The sequence below is a fragment of the Cupriavidus sp. FW305-3-2-15-C-LB2 genome (assembly GCF_058787575.1).
The window spans coordinates 39,303-55,962 of sequence record NZ_JBYSZW010000023.1 but is presented as its reverse complement, the minus strand read 5'-3'; the positions used below and the strand labels follow the sequence as shown (position 1 = coordinate 55,962).

Annotated in this window: 15 protein-coding genes; 5 read left to right on the top strand and 10 right to left on the bottom strand. The window is 56.7% G+C overall.

The window, feature by feature from the left end; genetic code table 11:
• Positions 1–2 precede the first annotated feature (2 nt).
• Complete coding sequence (locus AC3WRR_RS18135; protein ID WP_492297684.1) at positions 3–1,304, top strand: trans-sulfuration enzyme family protein; 1,302 nt, start codon at positions 3–5, stop codon at positions 1,302–1,304.
• 244 nt (positions 1,305–1,548) lie between these two features.
• On the opposite strand, the gene AC3WRR_RS18130 is transcribed toward AC3WRR_RS18135, so the two are convergent.
• The 10 genes from AC3WRR_RS18130 to AC3WRR_RS18085 all read right to left on the bottom strand — a co-directional run bounded on the left by AC3WRR_RS18130 (position 1,549) and on the right by AC3WRR_RS18085 (position 13,037).
• Positions 1,549–2,175, bottom strand: a complete 627-nt coding sequence (locus tag AC3WRR_RS18130; protein ID WP_492297682.1) for a hypothetical protein — start codon at positions 2,173–2,175, stop codon at positions 1,549–1,551.
• Positions 2,176–2,276: 101 nt separating this feature from the next.
• Positions 2,277–3,746 (bottom strand): NAD-dependent succinate-semialdehyde dehydrogenase, encoded by a 1,470-nt coding sequence (locus AC3WRR_RS18125; RefSeq protein ID WP_492297680.1) that lies wholly within the window; start codon positions 3,744–3,746, stop codon positions 2,277–2,279.
• A 40-nt stretch (positions 3,747–3,786) separates the two neighbouring features.
• Entirely contained in the window at positions 3,787–5,013 is a 1,227-nt protein-coding gene (locus tag AC3WRR_RS18120) for an iron-containing alcohol dehydrogenase (protein ID WP_492297678.1), read from the bottom strand.
• Positions 5,014–5,025: 12 nt separating this feature from the next.
• A complete protein-coding gene (locus AC3WRR_RS18115) occupies positions 5,026–6,036 on the bottom strand; it encodes an Ldh family oxidoreductase (protein WP_492297676.1) in 1,011 nt (336 codons plus the stop codon).
• A gap of 19 nt (positions 6,037–6,055) precedes the next feature.
• The gene (locus AC3WRR_RS18110; protein ID WP_492297674.1) at positions 6,056–7,084 is read right to left on the bottom strand and encodes a TRAP transporter substrate-binding protein; all 1,029 of its coding nucleotides are present in this window, start codon (positions 7,082–7,084) and stop codon (positions 6,056–6,058) included.
• A 47-nt stretch (positions 7,085–7,131) separates the two neighbouring features.
• Positions 7,132–8,415, bottom strand: coding sequence for a TRAP transporter large permease (locus AC3WRR_RS18105; RefSeq protein ID WP_492297672.1), 1,284 nt, complete (start codon positions 8,413–8,415; stop codon positions 7,132–7,134).
• On the bottom strand, positions 8,409–8,993 hold the full coding sequence (locus AC3WRR_RS18100; RefSeq protein ID WP_492297670.1) for a TRAP transporter small permease: 585 nt from the start codon (positions 8,991–8,993) through the stop codon (positions 8,409–8,411). Before AC3WRR_RS18100 ends, AC3WRR_RS18105 begins: the two co-directional genes overlap by 7 nt.
• A 45-nt stretch (positions 8,994–9,038) precedes the next feature.
• Positions 9,039–9,932, bottom strand: coding sequence for a 4-hydroxy-tetrahydrodipicolinate synthase (gene dapA, locus AC3WRR_RS18095; protein ID WP_492297668.1), 894 nt, complete (start codon positions 9,930–9,932; stop codon positions 9,039–9,041).
• Positions 9,929–11,347, bottom strand: a complete 1,419-nt coding sequence (locus AC3WRR_RS18090) for an FAD-binding oxidoreductase (RefSeq protein ID WP_492297666.1) — start codon at positions 11,345–11,347, stop codon at positions 9,929–9,931. The genes dapA and AC3WRR_RS18090 overlap by 4 nt, the downstream gene beginning before the upstream one ends.
• Positions 11,348–11,501: 154 nt before the next feature.
• Positions 11,502–13,037 carry a sigma 54-interacting transcriptional regulator gene (locus AC3WRR_RS18085; RefSeq protein WP_492297664.1) on the bottom strand — a complete coding sequence of 512 codons (1,536 nt, stop codon included), beginning with the start codon at positions 13,035–13,037 and terminating at the stop codon, positions 11,502–11,504.
• A 230-nt stretch (positions 13,038–13,267) separates the two neighbouring features.
• Here AC3WRR_RS18085 and AC3WRR_RS18080 point away from each other — a divergent pair, with 230 nt between their 5' ends.
• The 4 genes from AC3WRR_RS18080 to AC3WRR_RS18065 all read left to right on the top strand — a co-directional run bounded on the left by AC3WRR_RS18080 (position 13,268) and on the right by AC3WRR_RS18065 (position 16,630).
• A complete protein-coding gene (locus AC3WRR_RS18080) occupies positions 13,268–14,539 on the top strand; it encodes a hypothetical protein (RefSeq protein WP_492297662.1) in 1,272 nt (423 codons plus the stop codon).
• A 6-nt stretch (positions 14,540–14,545) separates the two neighbouring features.
• Positions 14,546–15,316 (top strand): glucose 1-dehydrogenase, encoded by a 771-nt coding sequence (locus tag AC3WRR_RS18075; protein ID WP_492297661.1) that lies wholly within the window; start codon positions 14,546–14,548, stop codon positions 15,314–15,316.
• A 48-nt stretch (positions 15,317–15,364) separates the two neighbouring features.
• Complete coding sequence (locus AC3WRR_RS18070) at positions 15,365–15,919, top strand: OsmC family protein (RefSeq protein WP_492297659.1); 555 nt, start codon at positions 15,365–15,367, stop codon at positions 15,917–15,919.
• A gap of 117 nt (positions 15,920–16,036) precedes the next feature.
• On the top strand, positions 16,037–16,630 hold the full coding sequence (locus tag AC3WRR_RS18065) for a hypothetical protein (RefSeq protein WP_492297657.1): 594 nt from the start codon (positions 16,037–16,039) through the stop codon (positions 16,628–16,630).
• Positions 16,631–16,660 lie beyond the last annotated feature (30 nt).

The following is a 16,660-nucleotide window of genomic DNA, read 5'->3' as shown; positions in this document are numbered from 1 at the left end:
CGATGAAATCGCAATTGAATAGGGTTCCAGAGACGGAGATTCCAAGTGTGCAAGCGGTGACTCGTGTTGGAGACCCCTTGGGCGACCAGCGCGATGGGCCCTCTATGCGTGTCGGACACTCTCGGGAAGATGTAACCACTTGGCAGCCTGCCACGCTTGCAGTACATGCCGGAACTTATGATGACCCTCTTACTGGCGCCGTGGGGACGCCAATCTACCAAACTAGCACCTTCCTTCTTGGGGAGGAGCAGTACCGAGCTATTGACGAAGGCTATGCGCGTGACAGCTTCATTTACACCCGCTACGGGAATCCGAGTCAGTGGTCCGTGCAGGAAAAGCTCGCCTCCCTCGAAAGAGCGGAATCGGCCATTGTGTTCTCTAGCGGGATGGCCGCAATAGCGGCGACTGTCATTTCGCTGCTGGATAAGGGGGCACATGTTGTCGCATCCAATGAGCTATATGGCGGCACATACAATCTGCTCCAGAAGGAACTACCGGCACTCGGGTTTTCCGTTTCCTATGTAGACCCCTGTAATCTTCAAGAGATTGAAACCGCCATTGGTCCCGATACGAAACTCCTCTACTTCGAGACGATGAGCAACCCGCTGCTCAAAGTTGCGGACGTTCCAGCCCTTTCTGCAATTGCGCAGCGCCACAAACTGCGCCTTGTGATGGACGCAACCTTCACAACTCCAATGGCTATGCATGCCCTTGAACATGGAGCTGACGTTGTAGTGCACTCCTGTACTAAATATCTCAATGGCCACAGTGACTTGGTTGCAGGCGTTGCAATTGGTGGACGGAGCCTCATGAACTCCATCTGGCCACGACTCTTGGCGTTCGGTGGCAGTGTCGACCCCCATACGTGTTTTCTACTGGAACGCGGCCTCAAAACGCTGCCTCTGCGTATGAAGGCCCACTCTGAAGGAGCATTAGCAGTAGCCACATTTCTCTCGACTCATCCCAAGGTGCGTGGGGTCAGATACCCAGGCTTACCAAGCCATCCAGACTTCGCCCTTGCTTCGAAGCTGCTCAAAGTCACGGGTGGGATGGTCACCTTCTCAGTGGGGTCGGACGAAGCCGCATTGAGATTGCTTGGCGGGTTACGTCTCGTTCGGCAGGCCACTAGCCTGGGCGGAGTTGAAAGCCTTGTCAGCCTACCCTTCAATACGTCACACGCTGCCTATACAGCCGAACAGCGGGCGGACTTGGGCATCGGTCCTGGCTGCGTGCGCTTATCGGTAGGCGTCGAAGCTCCTGAAGACCTGATTAACGACCTGGGGCAAGCGCTTGAGCGCATTTGAGATGCACTAGACTGATTCGCCCGCCTGCCCCAGCGTCTACATCGGAGTGGCCAATTGGGACGCTGGTTTTCATGATGGACGGGAACGTGTTTTCCCAGCTACCGGGCCATCCCTCGACTCGTATCCGGTCTGCGGACTCGATAGCAATTCACGCGGCTGCGAGCCTATGGCCCGGGCGCTAGCGGAGTCAGCCACTTGATGGCCGTATTCTGGCTAATCACCATGGTGTCACTAAGCTAGCCGCTTATTCAGCATAGGCGAAACCTACTAGTAGTGCAGTCTCTCCGAATTGCGAGAATATTGCATCCTCGAACGAAGAGCGCTCGGAAAATCCATACATCTTCGCGACCCGATTATCAATCTTCGGCACAACGGCGCGGTCGCATAAGAACCGGCTGAGACGTTGACTGAAGACTATCTCGCGAAAGCTCTTTCCCTCGGCGAACAGCTTCCTGGAAACGTCTTGCTTTCTCCAACCGAGCCGCTGCGCTGCGTCACTGATAGCCCACGCGAGATGGGGCTCGTTGAATACGAACGTCGCGATGTCCCTTGCGGTCGTAGTATGACGTGCAGACTCTCTGAATGGAGCAACCATACAGTCCGAGTTGTCCCGCTCGGGTGTCTGCGGTGTATGTAGTGCCTCTTCCATCCCTGGCATGTCGAACTGCAAAACAGCCCCAGGGGAAATTCGCAATCCAAACGGACAAAGCGCAGGTATGTCGACTGCCTTGCCGTGTGGCAAGAAGCGGGAGTAACCACCCACCAGAACCGACGCCTGATTTTTTATGCCACGAAAGCTTACAGGGAAAGGGAGGCTAAGCTGGCGGACTGTTGTGGGCCAGTATGCATGGCCGCGAATCATAATCTTCATGGAGCGCGCGCCGGGCCAACACCTGCAGGGATGAGGTGTACGGCCCGAGTCGGTAGAGTAGGAAGTCCCCCATATGGCGTCGGGGGGACCACGCTAAGGGATTACCAACTGGTCGCCACGTACTTCGCTTCCATGAACTCAAGCAGACCATGATGGCCACCTTCACGGCCGATACCACTCTGCTTGACGCCACCGAACGGAGCGGCAGGGTCCGATACGAGGCCACGATTGAGACCAATCATGCCGAACTCCAGGCGCTCAGAGATTCGCAGGCCGCGTGCGAGGTCCTTCGTGTAGACGTACGCAGCCAAGCCGTATTCGGTGTCGTTGGCCATCGCGACGACCTCGTCCTCATTGTCAAACGCCACGAGGGGAGCAACCGGTCCGAAAATCTCTTCCCGAAGAACGCTCGATTCCTTGTCGACGTTTGCGATAACGGTAGGGGGATAGAAGAAGCCGACCTGGTCCGGTGTCTTCCCGCCCGTCATCACCTTCCCGCCGCGCGACTTCGCCTCCTCGACGAGCTCGGCGACCTTCGTGCGGCTCTTCTCGTTGACCAGAGGGCCAAGTTCCGTCGTGGCAAGGCAACCTTCGCCCATGCGGAGGCTGGCCATACGCTTTGCCAGAGCGGCCGCAAACTCGTCGTGCACAGCACGTGCCACATAGAAGCGATTGGCCGCCGTGCACGCTTCACCACCGTTACGCATTTTTGCGACCATTGCACCATCAACAGCGGCTTCAATGTCGGCATCTTCCAGCACGATGAACGGTGCATTGCCACCCAGTTCCATCGAGCAGTTGATGACCTGGTCTGCAGCCTCTTTCAGCAGCACCCGGCCAACCTCAGTCGAGCCAGTGAAGGACAGCTTCCGGACGCGCGGGTCATGCAGGATGGCGCTCGCCAGCGGACCTGACCGAGACGAAGTGACCACATTGACCACGCCGTCAGGGACGCCAGCTTCCTTCAGTAGCGCAGCCATTGCGTAGGCGGTGAGAGGCGTCTCTGTAGCCGGCTTGAGAATACAGGTGCAGCCCGCAGCAAGCGCAGGTCCGATTTTCCGGGTCGCCATGGCGGCCGGGAAGTTCCACGGCGTAATCAGCAGCGATACGCCCACCGGTTGATACTGGACCAGCATGCGGTTCGTACCGGCCGGCGCAATGGCCATATCACCGACCGCACGAACCGCCTCTTCGGCATACCAACGGAAGAACTCGGCAGCGTAAGTTGCTTCACCTCGTGCGTCCGGAAGTGCCTTCCCATTTTCCATGGAAATCAACCGAGCGAAAGCCTCAATTCGGCTGCTCATCAGTTCGAACGCCTTCCGCAGGATTTCGGCTCGCACTCGCGGTGCAGTGGCTGCCCACGCTGGCGCGACAGCGGCGGCGGCGGCGACTGCGTCGAGGCCTTCCTCTACGGAAGCATCCGCGACCGTCGCAAGGACCTTTGTCGTTGAGGGGTCGATGACATCAATGCGCTTGCCCGACTTGGCCGGAATCCATTGCCCGCCGATAAACAGGTCCGTCGGGGTCGCCGGAAATTGAGTATCCCCCGGGAGATTGAACGAATTCATTTTCGTCATAATCCTTTCTCGTTAAGACAATTTGTGAAGATTAATCGCGGAGAGCTTCTCGCGTGCCGTAAGCTGCCGCTTCCACTAGACGCTTCATCTGTACTGAATCCAGCTCCCTCGGATTATTCTTGACGAGCCGCGCAGCGAGCATTGCCTGGCTAGCGACCCAATCCGTCTTCTCAGATTCGAGGCCGAGGTCCTTAAGCGACCTAGGAATCCCGATATCTGCGAACAACTTCGCGACCGCGTCAATGGCCTTGCGCGCCAGGGTCGCTTCCTCATCGCCAGGTGCGGCTACGCCAAAGAGCCGCGCAATCTCTGCAAACTCAGGAACGCAATGCGGCAAGTTGAACTCCATGACATAGGGCATTAGCGCAGCAACCCCAAGTCCGTGAGCTGTATGCGTCGCGGCCCCGACGGGATACTGAATTGCGTGGGCAGCCGCAGTTCCAGCCATCCCAAACGCCATACCGGCCTGCAGCGCACCAAACATCACCTCTTCTCTTGCCTTGGTGTTCTTGCCGTCATTGACAGCATCGCGCAGGTTCTCAGCCAGCGATTTAATTGCTGCCTTGGCATGCATATCGCTGATGGCGTTCTTCCCAACAAACACTTGCTCGAGTCCAATCTGCGGAGTGACCGACTTCCGCACAGCCGTAAAGGCCTCGATGGCGTGAGTCATCGCATCGGCACCCGCGACAGCCGTCAAGCCCCGAGGGCAAGTCGCGGTCAACTCGGGGTCGCATATTGCCACCTGCGGAATCAGGTGCGGGCTGGAGATGCCAATCTTCACGTCGCGAACGGGGTCTGCCAGAACGGCTACAGGCGTCACCTCCGACCCCGTTCCAGAGGTCGTCGGAATTGCAATCAGGGGCGCGACGGGTCCCGGGACCTTGAATTCGCCGTAGTACTCCGAAAGGTCCCCAGGGTGGGCAAGTCGCACAGCGACTAGCTTGGCAATATCCAAGCAACTTCCGCCCCCGACGCCAATTACGACATCCGGCTCAAACCGCTTCGCGACTTCAGTTGCCTCATCGACACACGAGAGTGGAAGCTCCGCAATCGTATCGGTATAGAGACCAACGGCAATGCCGCTGGCTTCCAGGTCAGCTGCAAGCTGGGCAAGCAACGGGTCCTGCGGGAAGCGGCTGTCAGAGCAAATAAAGGCGCGACTACCGTACTCCTTAACGACCCGTGCGAGGGAATGGCGTTGTCCGGAGCCGAAGAGTACCAGCCGCGGTGCGCGCGATACACCAAAAATCGTCATGATTTCACCACGTTATGAATGGGCAATATCGTTACCAGCGAACTCACAAATGGCTCGCCACGTATTCTCTGAGAGCGAGACGCCCTCGTTCAGCCTGCGACGCCGCGAAGCAAGAGCTCGGTCTCCAGGTACGGCCACCGGATTCTCCGGTGCACCGCTGCTTCGAACGTCGTCGAGATAGCGCGACATCGACTCGAGCGCCTCTGGCCGCCTTTGTGGGTCGATAAGAATGAACACATCGCCCTTGTTGCAATACCGGTCCGAATCCAACGTTCCGACCACGTCTCGCCCGATTGCTGACGCCGTCAGGGTTGCGATGAGAACTTCAAGCGCCAAGCCAAGTGCGTATCCCTTCGCCTCGCCAAACGGTGCGATTGAGCCATTCTTTGCAGCCGCAGCGTCCGTCGTTGGCTCACCTTCGGCATCAAGTGCCCAATTGGGAGGAATGGATTGCCCGCGCAACGCGTGGTCATGAATCTGGCCCATCGAAACGAGGCTCGTGGCCATATCCAGCACGAACGGCTCTTTTGCTGTGGGAATGCCGATGGCCACCGGATTTGTCCCCAGCATCGCCTTTCGCCCTCGCCACGGATGTACGAGCGCCTCGCTAGTACACATTGCAATTAGTACGAGTCCGCGTGCAGCAACTCGCTCCGCGTACCAAGCGAGCATCCCCAGGTGGTTGTTGTTCCTGATAGCCGCGACCGCTACTCCTTGCGTTTGGGCACGTTCCTCCAAGGCGTTAAGCGCCGTAACCGCGACCACGGGACCGAGGCCGTGCTCGCCGTCAACTTCTAGCAGGTTGCCTCGCCATTGATGCAGCCCTTCGGTCTTCGGGTTAGCAACGCCGTTCCGAATCCGCTCAATCACCCGCGGCAAACGCATCAGGCCATGCGAAGCACGCCCTCGTAGGTCGGCTTCGAGCAGCAGTTCAACCTGGAGTTGCGCATAGGGTCGAGAGACGCCAGTTCTCTCCAACGCTAGCATTGCGGCCGCCCGTGCCTCATCCATTGATACAAGCATCACACGTTCCTTCTTCTCGTCACTTACCCGCCTTCAGGCGTTCAACTTCGGTGTAGACCTGCTTCACAAAGGGTTCACCAACTTCCTTCGTGTATTTGGCGATGACAGGCTTCATCATGTCCTTCATCTTTTGCGCTTCGGCCGCCGGAAACTCATCGACAGTCATTCCGCTCTTGCGCATTTCGTCGATGTAATACTGTTCCTTCTGTCGATTGATTTTGCGCATATAGTCACGCGCTTCGGCAAGCGAGTCCGTCAGAATCTTTCGCTCGTCTGCCGACATCGAATCCCACAGCTTCTTGCTGCCCACGACTACCATGGGGTTGTAGATGTGCCTGGTCAGGGTCAAGTATTTCTGTACTTCACTGAACCGGGCCATATAGGAAGTTGCCATGGCATTGTCTTGTCCATCGACCGTGCGGGTCTCCAGCGCCGTGTACAGCTGAGTGAACGACATCGGTACCGGATTCGTCTTCAACTCCTTGAACATGTCGATGTAGATGGGGTTCTGAATCACACGAACCTTGAGTCCGGCAAAGTCTTCTACTTTCTTGATTCGACGCTTGCTGTTGGTGAATTGACGGAACCCGTTTTCCCAGTACGACAAGCCGACCAAGTTCTTCTCTTGAAACTTTGTCAACATCTGGTTTCCGATAGGACCATCGAGCAGTTTGTCAGCAAGCTCCGGACTATCGAGAAGTCCCGGAAAATCGAGTACCTGGAGCTCGCGCACGACTGACACAAGCGGAGACGACGAAATCATCGCGAAGTCCTGCGAGCCACTTTGCATCGCTCCAAGTTGCTGCACTTCGCTACCGAGTTGGCCGGAGTTGTAAACCTTGACCTGAATCTTTCCGTCGCTCTTCTTCGAAACCAACTCCGCGAACTTGTACGCGCCAAGCCCGAGAGGAGTGTCCTCCGTCGAAAAGTGTCCAAACTTCAACTGCCGGCTCTGCACGTTTGCTGCAGCTGCGCCGAAAGACAGCGAAACCACCACAGCAGCAGCCAACACCTTTCCTACGGTCACGATGGCGTTTTTTACCTTCATTACAGTCTCCTTAGTTTTTCAGAGGTGCAGTTACTACGGAATATTCGTTAGTGAAGAAAGTTAAGCGGTGCGAGAACCAACTGTGGGAAGAAGACCAGCAGCAACGCAACAATGGTTTCGACAATCATGAACGGGAGAACCGCTTTCGAAACAGCGTCAAACGAGAGCTTCCCAACCCCGCTAACAACATTCAGGACTGTTCCCACCGGCCAGGTAATCATGCCAATGGCGTTGCACATGATGAAAACAATACCGAAATAGATAGGGTCAATGCCTGCTTGCTTCACGACCGGCAGTAGAACCGGAATAAGGATAAGAATCATCGGCGTGAAGTCGAGAGCCATACCAACTACCACAAGCAGGACAACGACAAGCAGCATCAGAATCTTCGGACTGTCCATGAACGGACGCAGCATGGCACCGAGCTGGCCTGGGAGGTCGGCCGTCGTAATCATCCATGAGGAAATGAATGCAGCCGCAACGACGAACATGATGATTGCGGTCGTCTTCGCCGAATTAACGAGGCAACGATAGATGCTTTCTACGGTAAGTTCTCGGTAAATGACGAGGCCAGCAATTAGCGCGTAGGCAACGGCAACGACTGCCGATTCAGTAGGAGTGAAGATGCCGAACTTCATGCCTCCGACGATAATAATTGGCAGCAGCAACGCCCACACGCCTTCCCGGAGCGCCTTCAGAACTTCCGACATCGGTTGACGCTTTATGGACGAAGTCGACGATTTCCGGCTCATCCACCACCAAACGGCGACAAGAGACCCACCCATTAGAATTGCCGGGACGATACCTGCAAGAAAGAGCTTGGTGATTGAAAGACCACCAATCGCCCCAAGCATCACGAGTCCCATCGATGGGGGCAGCATCGGGGCGATGATTCCGCTGGAAGCAATCAGCCCCGCCGCACGTTCCGGGTCATAGCCGGCCTTGCGCATCATCGGCAGCAGAATCGCCGAGAGTGCTGCGGTATCTGCGATGGCAGAACCGGACAGACTCGCGAGCACAATCGCTGCAACAATCGTCACATATCCCAGGCCACCACGAACGTGGCCAATAAGGGCCATCACCATGCTTACGATGCGCTTGGACAGCCCACCCGCATTCATCAACTCGCCGGCGAGCATGAAGAACGGGATAGCGATGAAGATAAAATTGTCCAAGCCGTTAATCATGTTGCCAGCAACGATTTGGGCGTCAACTCCACCGCTTTGAACCATGAGGGCCAGGCCACAAATGATGAGCGCGAAGGCAATTGGCATTCCTATCGCCATCGAACCCAGCAGTGATGTAAGAAATACTGCGATAGTCATTACCATGCCCCTTTTTCGTTCAGGTTCGGCGATTTGCCCGCCTTGCTCGCTTCCGCAGCGATGCGGTCGACGTCCGACAAACCTTCGGTTTCCTGGACCGATACCAAATCGTCGTCGGAGACCTTCCCACTGAACAGCTTCACCAGGTTGCTGAGGACGAACGTTCCCAAGCCTGCACTGCCAACGAATCCTGCGGCGTACATCCACGACAGTGGATATTCGATTGCGCCCATTGCCATGACGGACTCATTGAGCCGCATCTGCTGCCAGCTTCCAACGAGAAGCATGCAAATCGTCCCGAGCATCAGAAGGTGGCTCAGCACTGAGCAAACGAGTTTCCCGCCTCGCGGCAGGAGCTTGATGAAGGCGTCCATCCCAAGGTGCGCCTTATCTTTAACGCCCAGAATTGCCCCAATGAATGTCATCCAGATAAATAGGAATCTGGCGATATCCTCGGATGCTGCGATTCCGGAGTTAAATCCGTATCGCATTATCACGTTACTGAGTACCAGGACAACCATAGTACCCAGTGAGAACGCCATAGCGAACTCAGCGAGGCTAATAGCCCCCTTTATGATTTTCATGCTGTCTCCTTGATTCAGCCTAAAGAAAAGCTTGGCAGTTTTTCATCACTGCACTTGTATTTCTGCCTGAGTCATTGCGTATTTCATGACGGGCACGAATTCATCTCTCATCTGCGTCAGAGGCAGCCGCAGAGAATTCACCATAAATCCCATCCTGTGCAGCGCCCATTTTGTTGGGACTGGATTCGGGTCCAGGAACAATGCGTGGTGCAGGGCGGACAGCTTCGCGTTCAGGGAGCTCGCCTTCTTTGCCTCTCCAGCCACGGCCGCCTGACACATCTCGTGCATCAACCGGGGTGCTACATTCGCTGTGACCGAGATGGTTCCTTGCGCCCCAAGCAACATCAAAGCCGCCGCAGTGCCGTCATCGCCGCTATAGATTGCGAAGCCTTCAGGCACACGCCGCAGCAAATCGACACCGCGCTCAATGTCGCCTGTTGCGTCCTTGAGTCCGACAATTCCCGGCACTCCTGCAAGTCGAACTGCGGTGTCATTGCTCATGTCAGCAACCGTTCGACCCGGTACGTTGTACAGAATCATGGGAAGGTCAACGGCCTCGGCGATTTCCGAGAAGTGCCGGAACATCCCTTCCTGGGAAGGCTTGTTGTAGTACGGCACGACGGACAAATGTGCGTCTGCACCGCACAGCTTTGCGTCATTGGCAAGCTCAATTGCTTCGGCGGTCGAGTTCGCACCAGTCCCGGCGATGATAGGGATACGCTTTGCCACTCGCTCAATGACGAACTCGAGGACGCGGGCTTGCTCGGCTGCCGTAATCGTTGCCGACTCCCCAGTCGTGCCGGAGACAACAATCGCGTCCGACCCTTCGGCGATGTGCCACTCCAGAAGGTCGTTTAGCGCGTCGTAGTCGATTTCCCCACTCACCGTAAATGGGGTAACAATTGCTGGAATGCTTCCAGTGATAGCAAGCTTGTTCATTCGAGCGAAATAACCTTGTTTGGATTAAAGACGTTCTTAGCCAACGCCGCTCGAATGGTCTTCATCAAGTCGATTTCGATGGTCGACTTGTTTGCGGCCAATGCAGCGGTCTTCGACTGACCGATTCCATGCTCAGCGCTGATGCTTCCGTTGAAGTCCCTAACCGTGCTGAATATGATTGCCTCGTACTCTCGCTTACGGCTTAGAAACTGGCCCTTTTCAATGCCGGTCGGTTGCAGCATGTTGAAATGGATGTTTCCGTCTCCCACGTGCCCGAATGCATTGATGTCGATTTTCGGGTCAAGGGCCCGCAGCCTTGCGGATGCCGTCTCGATGAATTCCGGAACACGGGAGACGGCCACAGCAACATCCGTGTAAATGACCGCGCCGTTGCGAAGCTGCGCTTCAGCCACGTTCTCTCGGAGTTGCCAGAACTTGTTACGTTGCTCGATGTTGGACGCGATAGCTGCGTCACAAATGAGTTCCTTCTCTAGAGCAACTTCCAGAAAGCGCTCGACCCGTTGGTTGAGATACAAGCCCTCGTCCGCTGCGTCGATTTCCAACAGCACGAACCAATCCTGCTCAGCCGATGGAGGCATGACTTGGCCAGGGCAATGCTGATTCACGAGTTGAACGAAACGTCGCGGCATCAACTCGAACGCGCTGATTGTTTCGCCCAACTGGTCTCTTGCCAGCACCAGTAGTTCGACAGACGATGAGAGGTCGCTGAGAGTGGCTAGGACGGTCTCACGAGACTTTGGCGCAGGAAACAGCTTGAGTACTGCGGCGGTGATGATTCCGAGCGTACCCTCTGCGCCCATGAATAGGTGCCGTAGGTCGTAGCCCGTATTGTCTTTCCGTAGCTTGCGCAGGCCATGCCAAATCCTGCCGTCTGCGAGCACAACCTCTAGCCCAAGTACGAGGTCCCTCGCGTTGCCGTATCTCAGCGTATTGGAGCCACCAGCATTAGTGGAAATCACGCCGCCGATTTGGCATGAGCCTTCGGCTCCGAAGCTCAATGGGAATACACGATTGGCCTGCTTGGCAGCCTCCTGCACACTTTCGAGTACGCAACCGGCCTCGGCAGTGATTGTGTAGTCGACTGGGTCGACTTCACGAATCTTGTTCAGACGGGAGAGGCTTAGTACGACTTGCTTGCCGCTGCTGTCAGGAGTCGCGCCGCCGGCTAATCCGGTGTTGCCCCCTTGAGGTACTATCGAAACACCGTGTTTGTGACACCAAGCCACGATGGCGGCGACTTCTTCGACGGTGCGGGGACGCATCACGGCGGCCGCCGCTCCGGCATGCATATGCCAAGGGTCCGAACTCGCCGCGCTGATTACATCGTCGTCCAGGCAGCAAAGGGCTGTACCAAAGGCGGCGCTCAGTTCGGCCGCGATGTCCTGTGGACTCACAGATTGTCTCCTTCGTTCTGGTTTTGACCATTCGACGAAGGAGTACGCAGCTATCGTGCCAGCCCGTCAAACCTTTATAAATCAATAGGTTATGGAAAATCTACAAGGTTTGTTGGCAACGTGCCTTGACGGCGGCGTCCACATACCTTTACACCTAGCCAATGCCGTATCGTTTTAATTTGTTGGCTACTGCGGTGTGCGAGAGCCCTAGGCGCTGGGCGAGCTTCCGGGAGCTAGGGTATTCAACGTAGAGCTTGGAAAGCATGTCCCGCTCCATGCGCTCCATCGCCTCAGCATAGCTTTCATCCGAGTCCACGGAGCTAGCAGGCGCAACTGTTTGCGGGGTCGAGGCCTCGTCTGTCGTGCCTACGATAGGTCGGACGTCATCAATACCCAACGTCTCACCCTCCGCCAGGGACACGGCGCGAAACAACGCGTTTTCCAGCTGTCGGGCATTGCCAGGCCAAGAATATGACGCCAGTGCAGCCATCGCATCAGCACTGATGCCGTCCACGTTTACACCAATCTGCTGGGCCGCTCGCCTCACAAAGTGAGTGGCGAGCAAGGCCACGTCTTCTTTCCTCTCACGCAGGGGCGGCAACTCAATCGTGAGTACGTGCAAACGATAATAAAGGTCCTCACGGAAGGTGCCGGCCTTGACCATTTCGCGCAAGTCACGATGCGTTGCGGCGAGCAGCCGAAGGTCCACTTTCGTCTCCGACTTGCCGCCAATCCGAAGGAACGTTCCGTCCTGAAGAAAGCGCAGCAACTTGGCCTGCAGATAAGGCGACATCTCACCGATTTCATCGAGAAAAACGGTGCCGCCGTCGGCTAGCTCGAACAAGCCTGGCTTGCCGTTCCGTTGGGCACCACTGAAGGCGCCCGAGGCATAGCCGAACAGTTCACTTTCTGCGAGTGCCTCAGGTAGCGCTGCGCAGTTCAACGCTAGGAAAGGCTTGCTGGCTCGGGGCGATGCACGGTGGCAAGCACGCGCGACGAGCTCCTTGCCCGTCCCTGTCTCCCCAGTAATCAAGAGAGGTGCCGAGATTCGGCCGAACCGCTCAATCAGCTGGCCGACCTTTCGCATGGCCGGCGAGTCCCCAATGATGGAAGTCCTTGCCTCTACCTCACGCTTGGAAATCGAATAGAGGTCCTGCCCCAGACTGCTTGGCGCGCGGAAAATCAGCACGGCTCCATGGAGCCCCCCCTCACTCGAGTCCGCTCCTCCAGGCAACGGAAGAATGTCCATCAGCATGGGGCGACCCAGGATGCTTACTTCACCTCCGGTGAAGCTCTTGAGGTTCGCAAGTAGTTGACCGCTAGCATCTGCATCAAACAACTCCTTGACCCCACAATCGCCATTGATACGGGTCTCCGGTATTCCGAACGTCTTGATGGCAGCGTTATTTGCGGCAACCACGCGCAGCGAACCGTCCACCGCGATAACGGGGTCCGCGACGGCGCCCAGCAAGACATCAAAGTGCATGCGTCGACGTTCGCCTGGTAGCAAGTCAATTTGCTGCACAGACCACACGCCCGAAACACCCAGCAACTCCTCCGTCACACGAGAAAAATCCTCGGACTCGAGGGCTGGTATGTCCAGATAGATTTGGTGCCACACAACCTCCACTGCTCGCACGAGCCAATTGTGTTGCGCAACAACGTCCAACACGTCCTTGGTGATTCCCACACGTGTTTCCGTACCTAGTTCTATTCGCATCCGCGACTGTCCACAAAAATTTACATCGGAAGACCTGCGTCTCGGCCGTAGCGTACAGAAAAGTGTACGCCGACTGAAGAAGTTCTTTGTGATTTGTCCTAAGCCCCTGTTTTTTATGAACTTTTATAGCTGGCAAAGTCCTTGCTTTAAGTCGTTCGGGGCGAGCTCTCGCCTAACGCACTCAAACCAGGAGACCTACAGTGCTCGATACACAGCGTCAGCAGATTCAGATTAAGAATGAGGACATCCAAGCTATCAATCGCTTCCTGAGCGATGCCTCGAACCCGCTCGTTGGGGACCTTCTGTCCCTGGTGGCGAAGTACGGTACGCCGGCGGAAATCAATGCCAAAGCGGCCAAGGCACGCCAGCTGCCGAATCTGATGGACCGCCTCAAGGAAATGAAGTCTCCCTACGTGGCGGACCTGAATTGGCTAATGAAGATGCGCGACGATGGCGCCTTCGTGAGCATCAGCGACTTCAAGAAGGATGCGTTGGGCACAAGCGCAGCCAACACGCAACTGAAGGATGAGAACCCCGTCACGCTCGAAATCAGCGCTTGCCAGTACTTTCCGTGGCTGATTAACCAAGCACGTCGCGCAATTGCCGAACGCCAAATCATGCCGGGCCGCTTCATCCGCGTCCGCAACATGGCTGAGTCGGCTGAGGATGACGGCGACCTGCTGGCGATGATGGCAGCAATGGAAATTGTCGGCGCGAGCTATGTCGAGACGCTGGACACGCGCGGCGCGGATGGCTCGAACGTGCATCTCGGCGGCCCGGATACCATCCTGGGCTACTTCGGGGGCGTCGGTCAGCCGAACCAATATCCGCTGAAGTGGATTGACGAATTCCTGCGCTATTACACGGAGTATGGTGTCACCCAAGTCCTGACGCTGGAGCCGGGCACGATGATGCTGGGCCACTGGCTGTCGCGCATCGGCGTGGACATCGAGTTCAAAATCTCGGTGTTCGCTGGCGTCGACAATCCGTGGGCCTTCTTCTACATGCTGATGGTTGCGCGCATGTTCACGCGCCCCGATGGTTTCACGCCTGTCGTCGGCCTGAACGTGAGCAACTCGGTGAATGCCGAGACCATCCGTGCCTGCGCGCGTATCCGCGACGAGCTCGGCATGACCGACCGCGTTCGCATCGAGCATCACATCACGAACGCTTACACGAGCATCGTTTGCCAGCCGTACCTGCGCCGCGACGAACTGATTGATATCGCACGCGACGTCAAGAACGTTTCGGCCAAGCACGAAGGCGGCGAGCCGGAAGTCGAAGCCCTGCGCACCCAGCCGTCCAGCAACCACACCTACTTCAAGACGAAGAAGGAAATCGTCGAGAGCGGCGAGATGGCCCTGCTGGAGCTGAACTATACAGACAAGCAGGACTCCATGAACGCCACGGCCAAGGCGCTGATGGCAAATGGCTTCGCCTTCGCCGCCGCCCGCAACCTGCACCGCGCTTAAAGGCACATGATGAGCATCGGCCGACTCAAAGGCAAAGTCGCACTCATAACCGGCGGGAACGGCGGATATGGCGAGGGCATCGCTCGACTCTTCGCCTCCGAAGGAGCAATCCCCGTGGTTGCAGACCTTGACCAAGCACGAGGCGAGGAGTTGATTCACAGCCTCGGAATCGGAAACGACGATGCCAAGTTCATATGTGCTGATGTGGCTGTGCAGTCTGGAGCCGCACTTGCCGCAAAGACGGCCTTGGATGCGTTTGGCCGTATCGACATACTCGTCAATGCGGCTACCGCCATCCATGCGAATCAGCCGATGCTCAACGTGCCCGAATCGCTCTTCGACAGGATTTTCGCTGTCAATTGCAAGAGCATCTATCTCACCGCGAAGTCGGTCGTACCAGTGTTCAAGAGACAGGGTGCCGGGACGATTCTCAACCTCGCCTCATCCGGTGCAAGGCGTCCTCGTCCTGGACTAACTTGGTACAACGGCGCGAAAGGCGCAGTCATCGCTCTAACCAGGGCAATGGCTGCAGAACTCGCAGTAGACCGCATTCGGGTGAACGCAATCAGTCCTTCTCTGGGCGAGACGGAGCAACTTCCGGCGCTGATGGGACTTGCGGACACCCCTATGAATCGGGCGAAGTACGTCGCCAGCATTCCGCTCGGCCGCTTGGCCAAGCCCTACGACGTCGCTAGTGCTGCGCTTTACCTGGCATCCGACGAGGCTGCGTTCATCACAGGGGCGTGTCTCGAGGTAGACGGCGGACGCCATCTCTGACAAGACATCTCCTTCTAATTTTTTTGATAGTCACCCATAGGCTGAAACATGACTGAACACATCAACGGTATCAATGTTCCTGCACTCCAAGCGTTCGCCGAATCGGTCAAGAACGACCCCGCCAAGGGCGTCGTTCAGTTTGCAGTTCACACCCGCTGGCAAGGCCAGACGCGCACCGTAGCATCTGCTACCGAGTACGCTCTGGGTGGTCAAAGCCACCGTCGCCACTTCGAAATCGCTGCCGACGAGCCGGCCGAACTGCTGGGCCTGAATAGCGCCCCGAACCCTCAGGAGGTCCTGATGGCCGCGCTGAACGCCTGCATGTCCGTCGGCTATGTTGCCAATGCCGCAGCCATGGGCATTCGTCTGGACTCGCTGGAAATCCAAACCAAGGGCCAGTTGGACCTGCGCGGCTTCCTGGGCCTGGATGAAAACGTGAAGCCGGGTTATGAGGAAGTCCAGTACACCGTTCACATCAAGACCAATGCTCCGCAAGAGAAAGTGGAAGCTCTGCACAAGCTGGTCATGAGGACCTCCCCGAACTTCTCGAACTTCGCAAGCGCGATTCGGATGGTGCCCACCCTAGTGGTCGAAGCCGTCTAATAGTCTTAACGCGATGGGGTACCTCCCCGCCCCATCGCACCTTCAGCTTTCCCCATGAAGCCTACTCTGTTTTACGTCTCCGACGCGTACTGTTGTTGGTGCTACGGATTCTCACCAGTGGTCAACCAGATTGCTAGCGAGTATCGTAAATCTGTTCGCTTCGAAGCGCTCAACGGACGTATGGTAGGAATGAATGCGACTATTGCGAGCTTCTTTCGATTCATTCCCGACCCGCTAGCCATCCACAAGCGGGTGACCGCCTATTCGGGCCAAGCGTTCGGTGAGAGGTATCTCGAGCACATCTCCGCTCCCCATAGGTCTGACCTGCGCATGGACTCAGAGGTACCCGCCCGTGCGATGCTAGTTCTCGAGCACTATAAGCCCGGGGCAAAGATGCGCGCCATGGCGTTAATTCAGCAGGCTTACTATGTCGAAGCGAAGGACCTTGTGGACTACAGCGCTTACCGACCGGTGTGCGAAGAGCTTGATGTTGATTTCGGCGACTTCGTGAAGTCTATGAATTCTGCCGATGCCCAAAGTATGGTTCTGAGCGAACACTCGACGGTCGCAAACCTGGGCGTCAGCGCATTCCCCGCGCTGGTTTTGAAGACGGAAGAGGGGATGCGCTATGACATAGCCCGAGGCTTCATGACATACGCGCAAGTCAACGACAACCTTTCTGCAGCGTTGTCTGAAAGCATCGGCACGTAACCGCATCATTGCGCAAGCAGCGACATATTG

Excerpts from the sequence above, each read along its gene's own strand:
- AC3WRR_RS18075 (WP_492297661.1), top strand. The coding sequence starts at position 14,546 with ATGATGAGCATCGGCCGACTCAAAGGCAAAGTCGCACTCATAACCGGC.
- AC3WRR_RS18110 (WP_492297674.1), bottom strand. The coding sequence starts at position 7,084 with ATGAAGGTAAAAAACGCCATCGTGACCGTAGGAAAGGTGTTGGCTGCT.
- AC3WRR_RS18135 (WP_492297684.1), top strand. The coding sequence starts at position 3 with ATGAAATCGCAATTGAATAGGGTTCCAGAGACGGAGATTCCAAGTGTG.
- AC3WRR_RS18130 (WP_492297682.1), bottom strand. The coding sequence starts at position 2,175 with ATGAAGATTATGATTCGCGGCCATGCATACTGGCCCACAACAGTCCGC.
- AC3WRR_RS18125 (WP_492297680.1), bottom strand. The coding sequence starts at position 3,746 with ATGAATTCGTTCAATCTCCCGGGGGATACTCAATTTCCGGCGACCCCG.
- AC3WRR_RS18105 (WP_492297672.1), bottom strand. The coding sequence starts at position 8,415 with ATGGTAATGACTATCGCAGTATTTCTTACATCACTGCTGGGTTCGATG.
- AC3WRR_RS18120 (WP_492297678.1), bottom strand. The coding sequence starts at position 5,013 with ATGACGATTTTTGGTGTATCGCGCGCACCGCGGCTGGTACTCTTCGGC.
- dapA (WP_492297668.1), bottom strand. The coding sequence starts at position 9,932 with ATGAACAAGCTTGCTATCACTGGAAGCATTCCAGCAATTGTTACCCCA.
- AC3WRR_RS18100 (WP_492297670.1), bottom strand. The coding sequence starts at position 8,993 with ATGAAAATCATAAAGGGGGCTATTAGCCTCGCTGAGTTCGCTATGGCG.
- AC3WRR_RS18070 (WP_492297659.1), top strand. The coding sequence starts at position 15,365 with ATGACTGAACACATCAACGGTATCAATGTTCCTGCACTCCAAGCGTTC.
- AC3WRR_RS18115 (WP_492297676.1), bottom strand. The coding sequence starts at position 6,036 with ATGCTTGTATCAATGGATGAGGCACGGGCGGCCGCAATGCTAGCGTTG.